The sequence below is a fragment of the Zavarzinella sp. genome, from assembly GCA_041399155.1.
Lineage (GTDB): Bacteria > Planctomycetota > Planctomycetia > Gemmatales > Gemmataceae > JAWKTI01.
The window spans coordinates 1,568,057-1,586,229 of the sequence record JAWKTI010000001.1 but is presented as its reverse complement, the minus strand read 5'-3'; the positions used below and the strand labels follow the sequence as shown (position 1 = coordinate 1,586,229).

Below are 18,173 nucleotides of genomic sequence, written 5' to 3'. Positions count from 1 at the left end.
TTTTGCCAATGTTGACCACGATTTTATTGTGGCACGCCATCTACCGTGGAGCTGGAAAAGATCTAATCGCCAATTATCGCTTGAATGAAATGATTTCTTATCTTCTGCTGGTCCACATCAGCAGAATGTTTTCCAGCATGCCTTCGCTGGCACGTGGGATCGCGACTGATATTCGAGATGGCAATCTGAAAAAATACCTTCTCCAACCGATCGATATGCTGAATTATCTCATCAGCTATCGAATTGCCCACAAGATGGCTTACATCTGTATGTCCGCATTACCCTATGGATTACTTTTTTTCATTTGTCGCCATTATCTTCCACCATGGCCAGATACGGAAACCACTATTCTGTATGCACTTGCGCTGATTCTGGGTTTCGTAATCGGTTTCCACTTTGAAGCATGCATGGGAATGCTGGGTTTCTGGTTTCTGGAAGTGTCGTCTCTGCTGTACGTGGTGGGGACGTTGAATTATTTTCTTTCTGGGCACATGTTCCCACTGGATTTACTGCCGGAAAGCTGGGTACAGCTCTTTAAGTACTTACCTTTTCAGTACTTAGCGTATTTTCCGGCGGTGATCTTTCTTCAGAAACTGTCTGGCGAAGCGTTGTATCAAGCATTAATACTGGAAGCATGCTGGGCGGTTGGCCTGGTGTGCTGTTCCCGACTGTTGTTTCGAATTGGCCTGAAACGCTACAGTGCCTTCGGGGGTTAAATGTACTTTCTGTTGAGATATCTGCGAATCTGGTGGGCATTGGCCAAATATGGATTGATCCGAGAGGCATCATTTCGTGGGAATTTTCTCATTAAAGTGGTTGTGGAAGCGTTATGGCTGGTTTTGCTGCTGATTTTCTATCGAGCAGTCTTTCGTCAAACCTCCCACGTTGCTTCCTGGTCAGAATCGGAATACTTGTTCTTCATTGGTTGCCATTACACACTACTTGCCATCATTGAAAGCCTCTTTCTGGTGAATTGTGGGCGATTTGCAGAAATCATCCGTAGTGGTGAATTTGATTTTTATCTGATCAAGCCAATTGATGAACAGTTTCTGGTCAGTTGCCGAACGGTGGACTGGTCGACCGTTCCAAACATGATTCTTGGGATTTCATTAATGATTTATGGCACTGCACAGACGGGATGGCAAGTTTCCTGTGAGGCAGTTTTGCTATTCCCACTGTTGATGCTGTGTGGGGTGGCAATTGCGTACGGCTTTCTGTTAATGTTCACGTCATTGGCAGTCTGGATGACACGTAACCAAAGCCTGTTTGAAATCTGGTGGCTTTTCACCACACTGGTTAGGTATCCCAAGGATATATTCACCAATACCTGGGCTCATTCCATTGGCTGGTTCTTTACATTTCTGGTACCAGTGATGCTTGTAGTGAACGTTCCAGCGAGCAGCATGATGAAAACTTTTCAGCCAGCTTTTGCGGTTTATATGATTGCTGCGGCAGTACTTCTACTGATACTAAGTCGAATCTTTTTTCGATATTCCCTAAAACACTATCGAAGTGCCAGCAGTTAACCACGTTGGGTCCATGAAAGGTATTTCCCTGGAAATTTTAATTGATGCGGATTATAGAAGGGTTTTTCAGGTAGTTGCAGACCCGCGCATCTATGCTGATGCAATCCCAGATGTCATCCAGATGGAAGTTCTCTCCGAACCATACGGGGTAATCGGTACTCGCGTTCGGGATACCAGAAAAATTGGCGATCAACTGATTTCAACGGAAATGGAAGTCGTCGATTATCATGCAAACAGATCAATTACGACTCAGGCAATAGCATATAACTGTACCTGGACGAATATTTTTGAGGTAAATCCCGAAGGTTATCAGACATTATTGACGCTTCAAGTGGATTTTGAGCCACATCAATTTTTCACAAGAATATTGATCTGGATGATGCGGGGGACCATGCGAAGAGCCTTGCAAAAAGAACTGATCCATTTGAAAAACTACTGCGAATTGAGCATTCAAGCTTAATCTGGTCGGGAAATCAGTGCGTTGTCGATGCTGTAAATAAAATCTTCGGGATCATCTTTGTTCAACCGCAATGTCCCTGTAACACGAACACGATTTGTCATGATCGTGACCGATTTATCCAAGGGCAACTCGACATAAATAATGGCGGTGGGTTCGGGTGTTTCGCAAAACCAACAACCCACGGGGAATTCCAACAACATAAAGCCTCCCACCTCCAGGTCGTTAGTCAGTGGGCGCATGTAACCAGTCAACGCTACCTTTTTTTGATCCAACTGTTGAAGATGAGAGTGAAAATTCGGTTCAAACGGTGGTTTAATGATGGTTTCATTCACAACCATCCAGGGGAGTTCGTTCACTTCATTTGGCCTGATTTCCGGTAATAGTTGGGAATCCAATTTTCGCACGGTGGGACGAAACGAACGAAACATGGCCACCCCACGATATTGCTGATGGTCTTTATCCGGAAGATTGGCAATCCGGTCAGCTTCTGCGCGCAAAAGGGTGCGATGCTGGCGAAGATTCGCATCACCTAACGCAAATTCGGTGACGCACCCATCCAGAATGGCAGCAGAAGTACGGATATCGTTGTATATAAAGGCAAGCTCACCCAACATCCAGAGTAATCTGCCATCACGTGGAAATGTAAGAGCCAGTTGTTGGACATGTGGTAACGTCTTGTCTGGCAAGTTCTTACGTAATTTTTCCTGATCCAGCTTTAACAAATCCACCTTGGGATCCATTAATGCCTCTAAGGGTGCGAATGGGTCCAGGAGGGTTTCCTTTGGGTTTTTCGCACGATGAATCATCCACTTGAGTTGGAAATTTTCATAATCTCGATCTGCTGCACTCGCTGACCGGACCACTTGTTGCTGCATTTCGATTGCCTGTCGCGTATTGCCACTTTCCCATAGCGCAATAGTGTGATTTGCCAATATTGCAAAATGCTCACTTGCTGATCGAGGTGCGGCACGTGCGATTTGAACTGCTTTCTCATAATTTCCTAATCGAACATACATTCCCACGTGATCTGCGATTCTGATCGGGCTTTCAGAAGTTGGTTTTGACGCTTCAAGCAAGGTTACTTTGCGAAGATATTGTTCCCGCAACGGGTGGGCAGCATTCACGCGATTTCCGGGAACAGCCGCAAGTCGAACAGCACGGTGTTCCAACAGGTAGCCACGCCATTGACATGGGAAAGGGGCAGGGGTATCTGATGTAATGTAAATGCCTGCAAAACAAGAGTTTGCAAGGATATTGCCCAGGACGGAAGCGGTAATGAAAACGAGCGAATTGTGCATAGTGCTACCCACTTCAGAGAAAAAAATGGTAGTTGAATCAGGCAGTGCTTTCAGCTTTTTTGAAGTAAGGCTGCTGGGCAAGCTGTTGAGTGTATTCAATGTCAGCATTTGTCAGCAAATATCGATTCACTCGCCCAAGTTCGTCCTGCAAATCGTGGTGGCCTTTGACGATCGCCCAGCAGGCGGGGTGGTAAAGCAGATCACCCAGGAATACCCACGTAACCATATCCAGATATTCTGGATAGTCCCCGGGGCGTGGATGGTTAATAAGGTAGCGGAATCTTCCGGAATCCGCAATCGACCTTAATCGCAAGCGTGAAGCATCATCCATTGTTGCCCAAATTGGGTAGTTCGCTGATAATTCTGTTTCAGAGTGGCTGTTTTTCCTTAACTGATTGAGCAGTGGAATCTCGTTTGTGGTTATTTCTGGCCACAGGAAGTTATGGATTTTGAGACCTAATTGTTCCGCTTCCTGCAAAATAACCGCACAGTCATCATCAATTTCGGCATCAGCAATCAGATACAAAGTGGCCAATTTACCAAGCTGCTTATCTGCGTATAGTTTTGGCAGGTGGTAGCTGGCGTGAGACAATACTGCACGTCGCAACGGGATAATGCCAGAAATGAGAGAATCTTCATATAGATAGCCTGCTGCAGAGGTGCGGATATTTTCAATGAGGCCATTTCGGTACCCCCAACTCCCACCTGTGCCAAACAATTGGGAAGTTAACCACTTACGGACATGCAATAAACGTGGGCGAAGGATATTACGCAGTGGTTTTTCCCACGAAGTATGAAACTGCTTTAATAAATCGCGTTCCTGGGAAATTAGCTGTGGCCACTCCTGAGCAGATTCCTGCATGCCATCCAGTTTCAACTGTAAATCGATAAATTCACCCCACGCACGCGAGGCGGGATCGTTAGAATTCTGCAAAGTCTGGGCAAAAGCCAGGCGAGAATCCAGATTCTCCGGTTGGTGGCAAATCTCGAATGGAATGTAATCGCTGATTTCCATGAAGATCCGCAATGAATGAGTGAAGACGAGATTTATCTTAGAACCACCACACCCCGAAGTGTGGATGAAAATGCGATTTTCTCGAACTATCGAATCATTTCCCTGGAAACTGATGCCCAGCTATCGGCATTGAACAAGTATACACGCTGGTGCGGGCAGTGATGTACAACATTTTGTTCTCATTGCCAGCAAAAGTGACATTTGCAGGCACTTCCGGAACGGAAATTGTGCCTAGGTGTTTACCAGCGGGTGAAAATATCTGAACGCCCAGATTCGAGGTGATGTATAGGTTACCTTTCACATCCACGGTCAGGCCATCCCCACCACTTGTACCATTGGCTTTTTCCTGCTTTAACTCACAAAATGTTTTCCCATTTCCTATTTTCCCAGGCGCAAGTACTTCATATGCAAGCATTTTCGGCGATTTGGATGGGATGATATACAACGTTTTTTCATCAGGAGACAAGATAATCCCGTTAGGGTTGGGAAAGTCTTCATCTACCAGGCGGACGATTTTCCCATCTGGATACACGTAATAGAAGCACCGCTTCACTTGTGGCCAGGGATTGGGTGCGTTGTATTCCGGGTCGGTAAAATAAATACCACCTGATTTGTCGAGGACCAGATCGTTTGGTGCGTTGAATCTTTTACCCTCGTACATTTCAGCCACAACTTTGCGAGAATTCGCTCCTTTCTCATATTTCACCAACTGACCATCCATTTCACATGCAAACAGCACCGATTGTGCATTTACCATCAGACCATTCGAATGACGGGATTTGTCGGAAAACGCGGTCAGCTTACCTTCCACTGTGATGCGGTGGATTTTTTCATTCGGGATATCGGTGAAATATACGGAACCATCTGGTGCTGCAGCTGGGCCTTCGGTGAATTTAAAGTTGCCAAACAACTTCTTCACAGGTCCTACGTTTCCAAGATCTTCAATCTTTTGAACTTGTGCACTACAGGACAGGGCTGTGCTGGACAACAATACGATAGACAAAACGTTATTCATGGCATTTCTTGCAAAATTATTGATCTTTGTTGTCTCAAATAGTTCGATATTCGAACGAATCATTGAATATGGCGATTCAATCCTTCAATGATACTGTATTTTGTACGCATCAATGCAGGTTCGTCGATAAATTGCACGCATGAACAGTGTTCTATTTGATATCTTCATCACGACCGTCACAGGTCGTACAAGCGGTAGAGTGCGAGCTAATTTTCCCAATCATTCCATCTTCGCCAAACGCACGGATTGTAATTGTTTTCTAGGTTTTGATTGTTCTGGCGGATTCAGGTTCTGCCTCAAAAATGTTACCCCCAGGGTAAAAACCGGAGAAAAGAGATGTTCAAACGAGTACGCAACAGTTTGGTAAGTTTCCTGAAGAAAGAAGATGGACCCACCGCAGTGGAATATGCGGTAATGCTGGCACTGATCATTGTTGTTTGCCTGGTGGCGATTACCACCCTCGGCGAACAAGCAAGTTCAACCTTCTCGAATATCGGCAACAAACTTTCTGCCACAGCCAGCTAATTTTTTCGCGCAAGCAACTGCAATTCTACCGTTCATCTAGTGTCCAAAGGTAATGTGCAAGTTGCCAGCGGCGATGTTGGGGGTTAAGTCAGGAAGATGGTCCTAAAGTGTTGCCATGGAGTTTGGCATTTGTTATCAGCAATCCGGCAGGCCTGATAACGATTCAATTTTGCCAACTCTATTCACCACCTGTGACCAATGCAGTTCGCGCCTCCCGCCCGAACTGCTTCTTCCTGCTTAAATCCCGCGAAGTTACAAGCTTACAGATTTTGCAATTACCCGAATATTGCCAAATTTACTATCCCGCCTGAGACCGATTCAGATTATACCAGTTGTGCCGAGAATTTATGTTCGAAAAGCGCCAAGATTGTAGGGAATGTTCTTGTTGAAAACTTACCGGGGTGGTATTTTTAAACCATCGGCAGGCATGGTTTGCAAGATCTTCAGAAGTCAATGATCGGTCGTAACGATTCTACTAAATTATCTGACAAAACGCTGGATATTTCAAGTAGCTCTGGTCGATACTGATTTTGCCGGATCGGATACAATGCTAGATTGCCTGTAACAAGAGCACATAGGTTGCACGCCTATTCGCGGGAGGAATATCGTGCGTAAAATGACTCAGGCTTTTATTTCGTTCATGAAGAAAGAAGATGGACCTACCGCGGTAGAATACGCAATCATGCTTGCACTGATTGTGACCATCTGTATCGGAGTGATCGCAACAATTGGATCGAATTCACCCGCTGCGATGGCGGTAACAGGCGGTAACTAGTTTACTTCTGTTTGATGGAAAATTGGCTCAATCTCGTTCAGGATGAACATGATTTTCACAACACTTTTCAGACGTGTGGTCTATTTGTTACCACGAACAGGTTTCCGTTTAACAAAGCCGGAATGGTGCATGGTGTTACTGATTGTTTTTACAATCGCCATGTCCATACTTACATCGGCTAGACTAAATGACTTATCTGTTGCAATCGTCACAAACTCTTACAAGTAAATATCTTAGCTCGATTTTTTCGTTCTGGAAATTTGTCTATTTGTCCTCAAGTGGTAACCTTGGGTAGCACTCTTGCACCTGGAACGACCACTGATGCTGAAGCAACGCAAACCATGGCATTTTGCCATGCAAAAAAATGAGAAAGACTTAATTTGTGAAAGCCTCCTAATATTTAGTTTGGTTTTTTTGTGCGTCTTGCTTGCATTCCAGCGGTATTTTGCCTTTGAAAGCAATGCACGGCCAGTGACTGAGAACGAGCACGCGCTCTTTGCGGCACGCGGCCAGACTTTTATTGAAAAATAATGGCTAGAACCATTCTGAAGTTTGTCCTGTCCATGCAGAACGATGTTTGTATGAAACTAATGTGAAGCAGCGATCCAGTTTTTGCATGAGGTGTCCAATGTATTCGAATGAACCGGTGAATAGCCTGGTGGTCGAAAACTGGCTTAAAGAACTATCTGTGGGAAGTGACTCCTCAAACGATAAACTGGCAGAGGTTTCCAGAAACCAGATTAAACTGCATTTTTCGTCGAAATATATTCGACAACTCCAGGAGTTATTTGTGTCCAGCGTGCAGCAGGCGGACACTGCCAAACGCTAAAGCATTCTCAATTTATAATATTGCAATATTGCTTTATGACAACATTTCGGCCCCACGAACATCTCCGAACGACTGCAGATTTTGATCGAGTGTACGGCCCAAAAAAAACAGCATCAGACAATTTTCTGGTGGTGTTTACAGCACCCAACGGGCTCAATCACTGCCGAGTCGGCTTTTCGGTTTCCAGAAAGCATGGTGGGGCAGTGATTCGGAATCAATTACGGCGCTGGCTTCGTGAAACCTTCCGACTGAAAAAGACATCACTACCCACTGGTTATGATTTTATTCTAATACCAAGACAACAGTCAAGGCATTCCTTCGCTCAATTCATGCAGTCGTTTGAATATCTTGGCCCTCAGGCTGTCCGCCGATGGCAGAAATCCTCAAAACAATAATCTCAGATTCCGCTGCGAGGGTCCATTGATAACCAAAATGTTATTCTTTGTGCGTACCGCGCTCAGTGGGATCTTTATATTCTGCGTACGGTGCTACCAGAAAATTATCCGACCTTTGCTACCACCGACATGTATTTACCAGCCGGGGTGCAGCGAGTACATGATTCTGGCAATCAAAAAATATGGTCCTATCTATGGAACAGGGAAGGGGTTATGGCGAATTTGTCGCTGTCACCCATTCAATGAAGGTGGTTACGATCCGCCGTAATTAGATTGGGATTGGATTGTAATGAGAGGATGAGTTTTTTCTCAGATTCGCTCGAAAACTATTTCCCATCCCGCAGTCGATCACCTAGAAAGTTATCTAATTCAGGGATGTTGTAAATCTTTTTCACCGTGGTATCGATATCGTAATCGACTCGACGGTAGCGAATCGTTTTTCCATCGTAGAGCACATAACAGGCACGGGGGTCCTGATCGCGTGGCTGGCCCACAGAACCCACATTGCAGAGAATTTTGCTGTCACTCAGTTCGTAAACGCCGCCAAGATCGTCCGGCTGCAGAAATTCGTAATTCGCCGTAAAAATCCCAGGTACGTGCGTGTGGCCCTGAAAACAATATTTTTCCACAAGAATAAAGATTTTCTCCATCTTCTTGTGGTTGTAAATATCTTCCGGAAAAACGTATTCGTTCAAGGGATTGCGGGCACTACCGTGAACATAAAGTGTACCATTTTCACGGACAGAACGTGGTCGTTCGGATAAAAACTCCCAACGTTTCTCGCGTACTGCACGCGATTCTGATGGTTGCTCTAATTGATCCCGCGTCCACATGATCGCCTTTTCGGCGGCTGGGTTGAACCCATCTGGATCGTAAAGTGCACCTTGATCGTGGTTGCCCAGGATTACCAGTTTACAATCCATGATCAGATCAATGCATTCTCTGGGATTAGGTCCGTAACCAATCACATCCCCAAGGCAATAAATCCCTTCATCAACACCTTGTTTGGAAATGTCCGCCAGTACCGCTTGTAGGGCTTCCAGGTTGCCGTGGATATCGCTTATGATTGCCTTCACTCGGGTGCCTATAAATGTGGGCTGCACGCCCCATTGCGAACAAGAATGGTGGTTTCAACCAGAAATCACCTTCTTTTGAGTCTACTTGTCTGGGACTATACGTGTCAAGTAGTTTGGGCTGCCGAAGTCAAATTCTATCTGTTCAGGACTGGGAAACCGTTAAATCTGCCGAAAATGTAGACAAATGTGCGAAATGATTGCACAATGGTACAGTTGAGTGAACCAGTGAAGGCAATGCGAGTGAAGTCCTCAGTCATTAAAAGTATTGTTCTCTACGGCATCGGATTTGGGTTGCTGGCACTGATCGTCTCAAATTTTTGGGAATCTCGTCCGGCAATACTGACAGAAGAAGAACAAGCTCAGACACTTCTATCCGGTGGGCTTGGGCACGCGACGATTCAAAGTAACACAAGTTCCCCCGGATTGAAAGATCTGCTCAAACAGAAATACCTGCCCGGCCCGATCTTATTGGCTACCGCACTATGGGTAGTTGCTATCCTGATTACTTTTTTACGCTGGCACCTGCTGGTAGTGGCACAGGGACTGGTTTTCAGCAGGTACGAGGCTATTCGGCTTTCGCTGGTAAGCTACTTTTTCAATACTTTTCTCCCCGGTGCCGTGGGTGGGGATGTCATCAAATCGATCGCTGTAGCCCGTGGCCAGTCGAGACGCACCGTTGCTGTTGCTACAGTGATCATCGATCGAATTGTTGGATTGTGGGCACTGGCCTGGTTCGTGGCTATTTCGGGTGGTTTTTTCTGGATCACACAGAATTATTACATCGTGAACAGCATCACCCTGAAAATTATTGTCCAATTCATCATTATCCTGGTGCTTTCCACCACAGCGATCTGGTGGGTAATGGGTAGAATTTCTCAGGAACGGGCGGGCAAGTTTTCTGCAATTTTGCAAAAAATTCCCAAAGTAGGTGGTGCATTCAGTGAATTCTGGAATGCGGGTATGCTCTATCGTCGCAAACAGAGATCTATCGTGATTGCGTTGCTGATGAGCATCTTCGGCCATTTTTGCTGGGTGGGGATCTTCTATTTGTGCGTCTCTGCTTTTCCAAATCTGCAAGTGGCAACATTTACTGAACACATTCTGATTGTACCTATCGGCATGACAGCACAAGCGCTTTTTCCACTACCTGGTGGGATCGGTGGGGGCGAGGCTGCCTACGGAGGTCTTTATGCCTTGCTGGGCAAACCGGCCATTGGTGGAATTGTTGGCTGCTTAGTGATGCGTTTAATCGCCTGGGTGGTCGGCTTACTGGGTTATATGGTGTTTCTATCGATGAAGCCCCACATTCCGAAAGAAATGGACGATTATCTTCAGCAAAAAGTGATGGAATAATGAATCCAAGTTCATTAATATGGCAGTGCAAGCTGGATTAAAACAATTGCAAGCAACCCAGCACTGATAATACTATTGACCTGGAAGAATGCCTGGTTCACTTTTGTCAAATCATTCGGTTTGACCAATCGGTGCTCAACAATTAGCAGTAATGCAATAATAATCACGCCAGAGAGAAAAATGAATTTTAACTCAGGCATTACCCACCAGGCACAGGTGAGAACCACCAGCATCACCAGGTGCGATGCCGCCGCCAGACGTAAACTCGTTGCAACTCCAAAGCGGGCGGGGATACTGTTCAATTTTGCTTTACGATCAAACTCAGCATCCTGACATGCGTAGATCATATCGAACCCTGCCACCCAGAAGCACACAGCCAGGCCAATCAGCGTGGGTGGCAGCAGATCAGTCAGTCCGCGAATCGCAATCCAGGCGGCAATGGGTGCCAACATCAACGATACACCCAGCCAGAAGTGGGCGAGATAAGTAAAGCGTTTAGTAACGGAGTAGGCACAAATAAAGACAAGCACAATGCCAGATAAACGAAACGGCCACCAATTCGGTGAGGTTCGCTGGCTGAAAATAAATGTACTGAGAACGAACAGGGCAGCACAGAGTAGAAAAAACAGCCAGACTGTACCTACCTGTAAAGTGCCTGCTGGCAAATGCCGGGTTGCTGTGCGTGGGTTGTCTGCATCGATTTTACGGTCTACCAGACGATTAAACGCCATGGCAGCAGATCGTGCAAAAACCATGCAGCATAGGATGCCCGCCAGGTCCCACCAACGAAATTCCCCTTCTCGATACCAGGCAATGGATGCGGACATCAATGCAAATGGCAGGGCAAAGATGGTGTGGCTGAACCGGATCAGAGAAAGCAACTGTTTCAGTGTTTGCATTGTGTCATTGACTATGTGTACTCTTACATAACCGTGTGGGATATCGTTTTGCAACCAGTCGCGGTAAAGTAATCGGAAATGCTTATTTTGTAACAGTTTGAAACAAAAATGGTTGCACGACAATCATGGTGACCAACCATAGAGGCAGCCCAAGTCCGACAGCATTCCCAAAAGTAAACCGCAATCCCAGCCAGCAGACCAGCACCCAAAGTATTGCGTGAAACCCGTTCATAAACAGATTTCCCAGTAGCGACCAACTCCGCACCCTCCAGACATCTCCCATCGTCTTTTCTTCCAGATATCGACTGCCGTTGAGTTCCACATAACGCAGTCCTGTGGATGGGAACTTGCCATCTGGAGTCAATTCTGCCTCAAATCGGGTTGGGGTCGATTTGCCCTCTTCATTGATCAGAATGGCTACAACCATGCCATCAGCATCCGATCGCTGCCACGTTCTGCGAGAGTTCTCTTCGTAAAATTCGCTGGTTTTGCCGGTGGTTCCTGGTTCTCGCACGTAACGTTTTGGCGGCTTTTCCTGATTCCCCACCTTACGCACCGATTGAAACTCCGTGTAGGTTCCTTCGTTTTTCAGACGGGAAAAGTTGAACAACGTATCAAATCGGCCAGGATCCGCACGGTAAATTGCGCACCAGATTGTTAAAAAACCCGCGATGGTAATCCCTGCAATTAAGGCACGTACAGGCAGCATTTTCGCAACATCGTTGTAAAGCCAGGCTTGTAGAATAAGGGAAAGGAGCCATAGAACCACTGCCAGACTGACCGAAATGATGGCGAATATAAGCAATAGCAATGGGGTATTCCTGCTTGTAAAACGGTTAGTATCTGCTGAAAACAGTCAAAGTTCAAGTGAAAAAGAAGCGAAAGTAGGACATGAGTACAAAAGCAATCGATCAATATCTCTCTCAGGAACTCCAAACAATCCGTCAGGAAGGCCTTTTCAAACAGGAACGCCAGATTTCCTCCCCGCAGGGATCTGAAATTGAAGTCGGTGGGAAAAAAGTCATTAATTTCTGTGCGAACAATTATCTGGGGCTGGCCAACCATCCGGAAATTGTTGCTGCTGCCCATACAGGGCTGGAGCAGTGGGGCTACGGCCTGTCGTCCGTTCGCTTTATCTGCGGAACACAATCGATCCACAAGCAATTAGAGGCATCGGTAGCCAGTTTTTTCGGCAAAGCCGATTCGATTCTCTATATCTCCTGCTTCGATGCCAATGGCGGGCTCTTTGAACCGCTCCTGGGCGAACAGGATGCGATTTTAAGTGATGAATTGAACCATGCAAGCATCATCGATGGCATCCGGTTATGTAAAGCGAAACGATTTCGTTACCGGCACAATGACTTGCAGGATCTGCGAGAAAAGTTGCAGGAGGCCCAATCTGCCCGATTTCGGATGATTTTCACCGATTCTGTCTTTTCCATGGACGGCGACCTGGCACGCTTACCAGAAATTTGCGATCTGGCAGATGAATTTGATGCGATAGTGGCCATTGACGACTGCCACGGCACAGGGCACCTTGGCAGTGGGGGGCGTGGTGCTGCCGAAGAGCTTGGTGTACTGGACCGGATTGATATCATCACCAGCACACTAGGCAAAACCGCTGGTGGTGCCAGTGGGGGGTTCACCGCTGCCAGTCAACCAATCGTGGACTGGTTACGAAACCGGTCTCGTCCGTATTTGTTCAGCAACTCCGTCCCCCCATCGCTGGTTGTGGCATCCCAAAAAGCCCTAGAACTGATTTCCAATAGCTCGGATTTACGTAACCAATTGCGCAGTAACACTTTACGAATGAGAACTGGCCTGGAATCGAGCGGATTTATCGTCAAACCTGGCCCCACGCCGATTTTGCCAGTTATGCTGGGTGATGCGGCACTGGCGAGTGCATTCTCGAACAAATTGCTGGACCATGGCGTGTATGTCATTGGTTTCAGCTTTCCGGTGGTCCCTAAGGGACAGGCCCGGATTCGCTTGCAGGTTTCTGCAGCCCACACAACGGAGCAGGTGGATCATACCATTGCCGCATTCCAACAGGTGGGCAGGGAAATGGGAATCATTTCCTGACGTTAAGATCTTATCTTTTTAATAGTTACGATGATTTTTTCAACCTACAGCTTTCATGGGATTTTTCTCATAACTTGGTGGCGTTTCTACAGAACATCGAAAATCTTCCCCACTTCAGTGGATATTTGCTTCGTTGAAACGAATAAACTATTAGGTGGGCGTTGAGGAGACATTCCATGCCATACTTCGTCGAGCGTTATCCGGCAGATCGAGATCGTTCCGCACCCTGGTCGCTGGTGATCGGGATGTTATTCCTGGTAGGGGTGGCAGCCTTTCTGATTTGGTATTTCGCACTGAAACCCGATCGCAATCAGTTGCTGAATCCGAACGCCCAGCCACGTCAGGTGGTACCGGCCAGTGACCCGGATGCTCAGGAAATGCAGCGGATCACGGTATTCCAGAAAACTTATGGTAGCGTCGTCAACGTAGATACGCTGCGCTTGCAGCGATTAGGACGCACCGGACTTGCAGAACGTGCCCAGGGTACCGGTTCGGGCTTCATGTGGGATGAGGCAGGGCGGATTGTCACCAATTTTCATGTCATTAAAGACGCACTAGCAATCAACAATGATAACCAGGTGGTTATTCAGGATAGCGCCACCATTCGAATTACGCTGTCAGACCGCACCGCCTGGAATGCCAGATTGGTCGGAATCGCACCAGATTCCGATCTGGCTGTGTTGCAGATAACCGTGCCAGAATCAAAAATCAAACCACTGCCATTGGGCACTTCAGCAGACCTGCAGGTGGGGCAGACAGTTTACGCCATTGGGAATCCGTTTGGACAAAGCCTGACCTTTACTGCGGGGATGATCAGCGCCTTGGACCGGGAGATCGAATCATCTACTGACCGCCCGATTACCGGAGTAATACAAACCGATGCCTCGCTCAACCCGGGGAATAGTGGTGGCCCACTCCTAGACCGAGATGGCCGCCTGATTGGCGTGAATACCGCAATTACCAGCCCCAACGGTGGCAGTGTCGGCATTGGGTACGCAATTCCGGTAGACCTGGTGAACACAGTTGTCACGGAACTGATCCGCACCGGTAGACAAGCTCGCCCTGCACTGGGTGTGGTGTTGCTGCCAGATCGTGAAATGCAGCAACTCCGTTTGGAACGTGGGGTGATGATTGCCCAGGTTTATCCAAATAGTGCGGCAGCCAAAGCAGGCCTGCGAGGAATTCTTCAGGACCAAGTTTCAGGCAAAATAGAGCTGGGTGATATTCTCATCGGTGCGGATGGGGTCGAATTTAAGGAAAAGCAGGAATTTTTAGATTTCATGCGCCGAGTAAACATTGGCCAGGAAGTCACTTTCGATGTCATTCGTGCGGGAGAGCAAATCCAGGTCAAAGTTCGCCTCGAAGGGATTTGAGTGCTAGCAAAATTGTTTTTTAATCAGGTTGATGCCACTATCTAATGTGGATGTGTCCGTGGATAAGTGGCGGGGGCGGGCAAGGACGAACGTAATATCTCGGTCGAGGTGGGACTGCGTATATGATCGGTGGTGGTTCGTGGACAATGACTGTGGGGCCTGGAGCAGGTGCACTAATTCGTACCCCGCGATTATTTTGCATTTCCAGAATTACTTTATCACTGACACCATTATCACGGAGCAAACGAATATCGGATGCCGTTAAATCAAAACGCGATCCTGTGGTCCGAATTTGATTCGAAATGATGTCTTCTGAAATGCCGTCCTTTGTCATTTGAATTACTTCGGTGATACCCAATTGCCGTAATTCTTCCTGTTGGATACGTTGCTGTTCAAGTGCTGCCGTGGCTTCTTCCCGTCGATCTTCTTCGTTACCAATCATTGCTCCCAAAAGCGTGCCAGCAACGCCACCAATCAGGGCACCTTTGCCAGCGTTGCCACTGGCTGAGCCAATTAATGCACCCCCACCTGTGCCTAGCGTCCCACCTAACAGGGCACTGCGGGCCGTATTGGACTGCCCCATCGTGGCACAGCCCGTGCCTGCAATCAACACCGTGCACCCGATAATACAACGCACGATATGTCGCAAACTGCCCGAAGATGATTGTTGTCTGTTCAAGTTCTCAGCCCACCAGCATCTGGTATCTAATGAAACCTGATTGTGCGATAACAGAAGTATTGCCGTGGTGTCAAGGTAAACTCGGATTTGTGATGAGCTTGTATTGCGGATTGGCTGTATGCCCATTTGGCGATATTGCAATATCGTTATTTTTTCTTGTCAAATTGCCAGCCCGCAATACGGAAACTCTGGCACTTATTCTTTTCAACCACAAAAAGGAGCAATTCGTGGGAAAGCGTCCGTACTTGTGATTCTTGAACCTGAAAAATATCGCCACCGTGGTGCTGCAGTGGGATTTTTAATGAATTCCTTCTCATTATTAAATGTTGTTGTGCAACTTCGATGGTAAAGACACCCAAGGAGGGATGATGGTAACTGCCACAATAAGCTGCTAATTCAAGGGTGGGACGTACATCCTGTCTGCGAAATTTTTTCATCCGAAGTTGTTTGATGGCTTGTTCATCTGCAATTTTCTGCTCATATTCCAGAAAGTGCTTTCCCCACGCACGTGGTGGTAGGTCGAGCAGGCGATCGACGAGGTGGTAGGCTAACGCAAGGTTCATACGAGTTTCGTGCAGATTAGCAAAAATGGCGAATCCCAGCCCATCTTTGGGGAGAAAGGTCCAGTGAATGCGAAAACCATCAATGACTCCGGCATGAGAAACGAGTTGGTGCCCGCGGTAATCCTGTGTGACCCACCCCATCGCGTAGCTCATCAAGTTGGTTTCGGGGGCCAGTACAGTAACATCATCGTTGACAGGAATTGTAATCTGCGGGGAATGTGTTTCTTTAAGTTCTTTACTGGCAACGATTTGCTGCTGCTGGTGTTTCCCGAAGTTCAGATGAAACCGCAACCATTTTGCAGCATCTTCAATGGTAGAATGAATCGAACCGGCAGCATCAGGTTGTGAAAATGGGTAATCTGTAGCTGTTTCGAGTTTGTCGTTCCGCAAATAGTGCCCCACAGCACGTTTAGAATAATTTTCTCGTGTAGGTGGGAGCGTGTATGTGTTTTTCATCCCAAGTGGTTGCAGGAGATGAGTTTGCAGCGATTCAGCCCAGGTGGTCTGGTCGCATGCACCTGCAATTTCACCAGCCAGGGTATACATGGTGCTCTGGTACTGCATTCTGGAGCGAAAATCGCTCGAGTGCATTGGCAAGCGAGACATTCGTTTGAACAATTCATCGTGGGCACAATTTTCGTAATACCAGAGCAAGTCGTAAGAACCCACACCGGTGCGGTGGGATAAGAGATCGCGAATGGTCACCAATTTAGTAGTGATTGGATCAGATAGCGTGAACTTTGGGTAGTGTTTCACCACAGGATCGTTCCAATCGCATTTTCCTTGTTCCACGAATGAAGCAAGAAGAGCAGAAGTGAAGCCTTTGCTGCACGATGCCAGCGGGAACAGCGTCTGTGAATCTACAGACGAGGTTGAATCTCGCTTACCATCGAAGAATTGGAATTTGGTCTGTTGACGATCAACCACGACCACTGCACAGCCAGGTACTTGAAAGTCGGTGCGAAATTTTCGTATTTCTTGTTTCAGTTGATCCCAATCAACAGCTTGGGAAATTGTGGCACTAATAAAAGTGATGAGTACGGCAAAATAATCGCGAAAATTGAAAAGCATGTGCGTAAAAAAACGAGGGATTTCCCCTCGTTCCACAACAAATAGGTATGAGATGTTCAGTGGAAAAACTTAGAGTCCAACTCCACCGTTGAAGCCAATTTTGCCACCACCGAAGCCACCACCGAACTGACCACCGAAGCCACCACCGAACTGGCCGCCAAATTGGCCTCCGAATCCACCACCACCGAACTGGCCGCCAAATTGACCACCGAAGCCACCGCCGCCAAATTGTCCACCGAACTGGCCACCAAATTGACCGCCGAACTGGCCACCAAATTGACCGCCGAACTGGCCGCCAAATTGACCGCCGAACTGGCCGCCAAATTGACCGCCGAACTGGCCACCAAAGCCACCGCCACCGATGCCACCACCCATTGCGAAGCCAGCGAGATATCCAGCAAAGCCGATGGTGCCTCCAAGGGCGTTACCGCCACCCCCGAAGCCTCCGCCACCGAAACCACCACCACCGAACTGGCCACCAAATTGACCACCACCAAACTGGCCACCAAATTGACCACCACCAAACTGGCCACCAAATTGACCACCGCCAAACTGGCCGCCAAATTGACCACCACCGAACTGGCCGCCAAATTGACCACCACCGAACTGGCCACCAAATTGACCACCACCGAACTGGCCGCCAAATTGACCACCACCGAACTGGCCACCAAATTGACCACCGCCAAACTGGCCACCATTAAACTGGCCGCCGTTGAATTGACCTTGGTTGCCCTGATTGCCTTGATTTCCCTGATTGCCGATGTTGCCACCCAAGATATTCTGGGGAACATTTGGTGGGGGACCCACTGGGGGCTTAGGGAATGCAGGACGCAAACCCTTGCCGAACCCACCTTGTGCGGAGACTTCTTTTTTCGTGGGAAGAACCGCAACAATGCCCAACAGGATGGCTGAAAGGCCCAAAAATCTGGTTATCGATCGATACATGAAGTTTACCCTTTGATACCGCCACATTTTTTCATGTGTGGGCATCAGTTTAGACTCTTCCCCAAGAGTTCTTATTTCCTAAACACGCGTCGTGCTATTTCGTTTGTAATTCCATTTATATTTCTACAATTATTTTCCCTGCCAAAGTCCGTTTAGTCAACCCTCGAACTTTGGAATGTTACACCTCTCATTATTACTCGATTATCCGTTCCAATCTTCCCTAATCTAGCCAATACTGCCATTTTCTAACAAGAACGGACATTTTTTACCCGTTTGCGCCAAATAATCGCTACA

General features: G+C 47.3%; 20 protein-coding genes. 12 read left to right on the top strand and 8 right to left on the bottom strand.

What is annotated here, in order from left to right; translation table 11 throughout:
* Positions 1-8: 8 nt before the first annotated feature.
* Genes R3B84_06605 through R3B84_06595 form a run of 3 tightly spaced genes read left to right on the top strand, consistent with a single transcriptional unit; the run spans position 9 to position 1,986 of the window.
* A complete protein-coding gene (locus tag R3B84_06605; GenBank protein ID MEZ6140227.1) occupies positions 9-716 on the top strand; it encodes an ABC-2 family transporter protein in 708 nt (235 codons plus the stop codon).
* On the top strand, positions 717-1,526 hold the full coding sequence (locus R3B84_06600) for an ABC-2 family transporter protein (protein MEZ6140226.1): 810 nt from the start codon (positions 717-719) through the stop codon (positions 1,524-1,526). It abuts the gene before it with no gap.
* 13 nt (positions 1,527-1,539) lie between these two features.
* The gene (locus R3B84_06595) at positions 1,540-1,986 is read left to right on the top strand and encodes an SRPBCC family protein (GenBank protein MEZ6140225.1); all 447 of its coding nucleotides are present in this window, start codon (positions 1,540-1,542) and stop codon (positions 1,984-1,986) included.
* Here R3B84_06595 and R3B84_06590 read toward each other — a convergent pair.
* The 3 genes from R3B84_06590 to R3B84_06580 all read right to left on the bottom strand — a co-directional run bounded on the left by R3B84_06590 (position 1,983) and on the right by R3B84_06580 (position 5,314).
* Positions 1,983-3,284 carry a DUF3299 domain-containing protein gene (locus R3B84_06590; GenBank protein ID MEZ6140224.1) on the bottom strand — a complete coding sequence of 434 codons (1,302 nt, stop codon included), beginning with the start codon at positions 3,282-3,284 and terminating at the stop codon, positions 1,983-1,985. The genes R3B84_06595 and R3B84_06590 overlap by 4 nt on opposite strands.
* A gap of 37 nt (positions 3,285-3,321) precedes the next feature.
* A complete protein-coding gene (locus R3B84_06585; GenBank protein ID MEZ6140223.1) occupies positions 3,322-4,299 on the bottom strand; it encodes a hypothetical protein in 978 nt (325 codons plus the stop codon).
* Positions 4,300-4,393: 94 nt separating this feature from the next.
* Complete coding sequence (locus R3B84_06580) at positions 4,394-5,314, bottom strand: SMP-30/gluconolactonase/LRE family protein (GenBank protein ID MEZ6140222.1); 921 nt, start codon at positions 5,312-5,314, stop codon at positions 4,394-4,396.
* Between the two features lie 336 nt (positions 5,315-5,650).
* Between R3B84_06580 and R3B84_06575 the strand changes: the two genes are divergently transcribed.
* From R3B84_06575 to yidD, 5 genes are all read left to right on the top strand, one after another.
* Entirely contained in the window at positions 5,651-5,839 is a 189-nt protein-coding gene (locus R3B84_06575) for a Flp family type IVb pilin (GenBank protein ID MEZ6140221.1), read from the top strand.
* 616 nt (positions 5,840-6,455) lie between these two features.
* Positions 6,456-6,614 (top strand): Flp family type IVb pilin, encoded by a 159-nt coding sequence (locus tag R3B84_06570; protein ID MEZ6140220.1) that lies wholly within the window; start codon positions 6,456-6,458, stop codon positions 6,612-6,614.
* 321 nt (positions 6,615-6,935) lie between these two features.
* Complete coding sequence (locus tag R3B84_06565) at positions 6,936-7,145, top strand: hypothetical protein (GenBank protein ID MEZ6140219.1); 210 nt, start codon at positions 6,936-6,938, stop codon at positions 7,143-7,145.
* A 97-nt stretch (positions 7,146-7,242) separates the two neighbouring features.
* Positions 7,243-7,443, top strand: a complete 201-nt coding sequence (locus R3B84_06560; protein ID MEZ6140218.1) for a hypothetical protein — start codon at positions 7,243-7,245, stop codon at positions 7,441-7,443.
* A 432-nt stretch (positions 7,444-7,875) separates the two neighbouring features.
* Positions 7,876-8,106 carry a membrane protein insertion efficiency factor YidD gene (gene yidD, locus R3B84_06555; GenBank protein ID MEZ6140217.1) on the top strand — a complete coding sequence of 77 codons (231 nt, stop codon included), beginning with the start codon at positions 7,876-7,878 and terminating at the stop codon, positions 8,104-8,106.
* 58 nt (positions 8,107-8,164) lie between these two features.
* Here yidD and R3B84_06550 read toward each other — a convergent pair whose 3' ends face one another.
* Positions 8,165-8,914 (bottom strand): metallophosphoesterase family protein, encoded by a 750-nt coding sequence (locus R3B84_06550; protein ID MEZ6140216.1) that lies wholly within the window; start codon positions 8,912-8,914, stop codon positions 8,165-8,167.
* Between the two features lie 204 nt (positions 8,915-9,118).
* Here R3B84_06550 and R3B84_06545 point away from each other — a divergent pair, with 204 nt between their 5' ends.
* Positions 9,119-10,267 carry a lysylphosphatidylglycerol synthase transmembrane domain-containing protein gene (locus R3B84_06545; protein MEZ6140215.1) on the top strand — a complete coding sequence of 383 codons (1,149 nt, stop codon included), beginning with the start codon at positions 9,119-9,121 and terminating at the stop codon, positions 10,265-10,267.
* Between the two features lie 14 nt (positions 10,268-10,281).
* On the opposite strand, the gene R3B84_06540 is transcribed toward R3B84_06545, so the two are convergent.
* Both R3B84_06540 and R3B84_06535 read right to left on the bottom strand, forming a co-directional pair.
* Positions 10,282-11,166 carry a UbiA-like polyprenyltransferase gene (locus R3B84_06540; protein MEZ6140214.1) on the bottom strand — a complete coding sequence of 295 codons (885 nt, stop codon included), beginning with the start codon at positions 11,164-11,166 and terminating at the stop codon, positions 10,282-10,284.
* Between the two features lie 82 nt (positions 11,167-11,248).
* A complete protein-coding gene (locus R3B84_06535; protein ID MEZ6140213.1) occupies positions 11,249-11,977 on the bottom strand; it encodes a hypothetical protein in 729 nt (242 codons plus the stop codon).
* An 80-nt stretch (positions 11,978-12,057) separates the two neighbouring features.
* Between R3B84_06535 and kbl the strand changes: the two genes are divergently transcribed.
* Positions 12,058-13,248 (top strand): glycine C-acetyltransferase, encoded by a 1,191-nt coding sequence (gene kbl, locus R3B84_06530; GenBank protein ID MEZ6140212.1) that lies wholly within the window; start codon positions 12,058-12,060, stop codon positions 13,246-13,248.
* 176 nt (positions 13,249-13,424) lie between these two features.
* On the top strand, positions 13,425-14,621 hold the full coding sequence (locus tag R3B84_06525; GenBank protein ID MEZ6140211.1) for a trypsin-like peptidase domain-containing protein: 1,197 nt from the start codon (positions 13,425-13,427) through the stop codon (positions 14,619-14,621).
* Positions 14,622-14,658: 37 nt separating this feature from the next.
* Here R3B84_06525 and R3B84_06520 read toward each other — a convergent pair whose 3' ends face one another.
* Positions 14,659-15,300 (bottom strand): glycine zipper domain-containing protein, encoded by a 642-nt coding sequence (locus tag R3B84_06520; protein ID MEZ6140210.1) that lies wholly within the window; start codon positions 15,298-15,300, stop codon positions 14,659-14,661.
* A 146-nt stretch (positions 15,301-15,446) separates the two neighbouring features.
* Positions 15,447-16,934, bottom strand: coding sequence for a serine hydrolase (locus tag R3B84_06515; GenBank protein ID MEZ6140209.1), 1,488 nt, complete (start codon positions 16,932-16,934; stop codon positions 15,447-15,449).
* A 162-nt stretch (positions 16,935-17,096) separates the two neighbouring features.
* Between R3B84_06515 and R3B84_06510 the strand changes: the two genes are divergently transcribed.
* Entirely contained in the window at positions 17,097-17,846 is a 750-nt protein-coding gene (locus R3B84_06510; protein ID MEZ6140208.1) for a hypothetical protein, read from the top strand.
* Positions 17,847-18,173: the final 327 nt, after the last annotated feature.

Bases quoted from the DNA above. Each gene is read 5' to 3' on its own strand.
- R3B84_06605 (MEZ6140227.1), top strand. From the start codon at position 9: ATGTTGACCACGATTTTATTGTGGCACGCCATCTACCGTGGAGCTGGA.
- R3B84_06600 (MEZ6140226.1), top strand. From the start codon at position 717: ATGTACTTTCTGTTGAGATATCTGCGAATCTGGTGGGCATTGGCCAAA.
- R3B84_06595 (MEZ6140225.1), top strand. From the start codon at position 1,540: ATGAAAGGTATTTCCCTGGAAATTTTAATTGATGCGGATTATAGAAGG.
- R3B84_06590 (MEZ6140224.1), bottom strand. From the start codon at position 3,284: ATGCACAATTCGCTCGTTTTCATTACCGCTTCCGTCCTGGGCAATATC.
- R3B84_06585 (MEZ6140223.1), bottom strand. From the start codon at position 4,299: ATGGAAATCAGCGATTACATTCCATTCGAGATTTGCCACCAACCGGAG.
- R3B84_06580 (MEZ6140222.1), bottom strand. From the start codon at position 5,314: ATGAATAACGTTTTGTCTATCGTATTGTTGTCCAGCACAGCCCTGTCC.
- R3B84_06575 (MEZ6140221.1), top strand. From the start codon at position 5,651: ATGTTCAAACGAGTACGCAACAGTTTGGTAAGTTTCCTGAAGAAAGAA.
- R3B84_06570 (MEZ6140220.1), top strand. From the start codon at position 6,456: ATGACTCAGGCTTTTATTTCGTTCATGAAGAAAGAAGATGGACCTACC.
- R3B84_06565 (MEZ6140219.1), top strand. From the start codon at position 6,936: ATGCTGAAGCAACGCAAACCATGGCATTTTGCCATGCAAAAAAATGAG.
- R3B84_06560 (MEZ6140218.1), top strand. From the start codon at position 7,243: ATGTATTCGAATGAACCGGTGAATAGCCTGGTGGTCGAAAACTGGCTT.
- yidD (MEZ6140217.1), top strand. From the start codon at position 7,876: ATGTTATTCTTTGTGCGTACCGCGCTCAGTGGGATCTTTATATTCTGC.
- R3B84_06545 (MEZ6140215.1), top strand. From the start codon at position 9,119: ATGGTACAGTTGAGTGAACCAGTGAAGGCAATGCGAGTGAAGTCCTCA.
- R3B84_06540 (MEZ6140214.1), bottom strand. From the start codon at position 11,166: ATGCAAACACTGAAACAGTTGCTTTCTCTGATCCGGTTCAGCCACACC.
- kbl (MEZ6140212.1), top strand. From the start codon at position 12,058: ATGAGTACAAAAGCAATCGATCAATATCTCTCTCAGGAACTCCAAACA.
- R3B84_06525 (MEZ6140211.1), top strand. From the start codon at position 13,425: ATGCCATACTTCGTCGAGCGTTATCCGGCAGATCGAGATCGTTCCGCA.
- R3B84_06515 (MEZ6140209.1), bottom strand. From the start codon at position 16,934: ATGCTTTTCAATTTTCGCGATTATTTTGCCGTACTCATCACTTTTATT.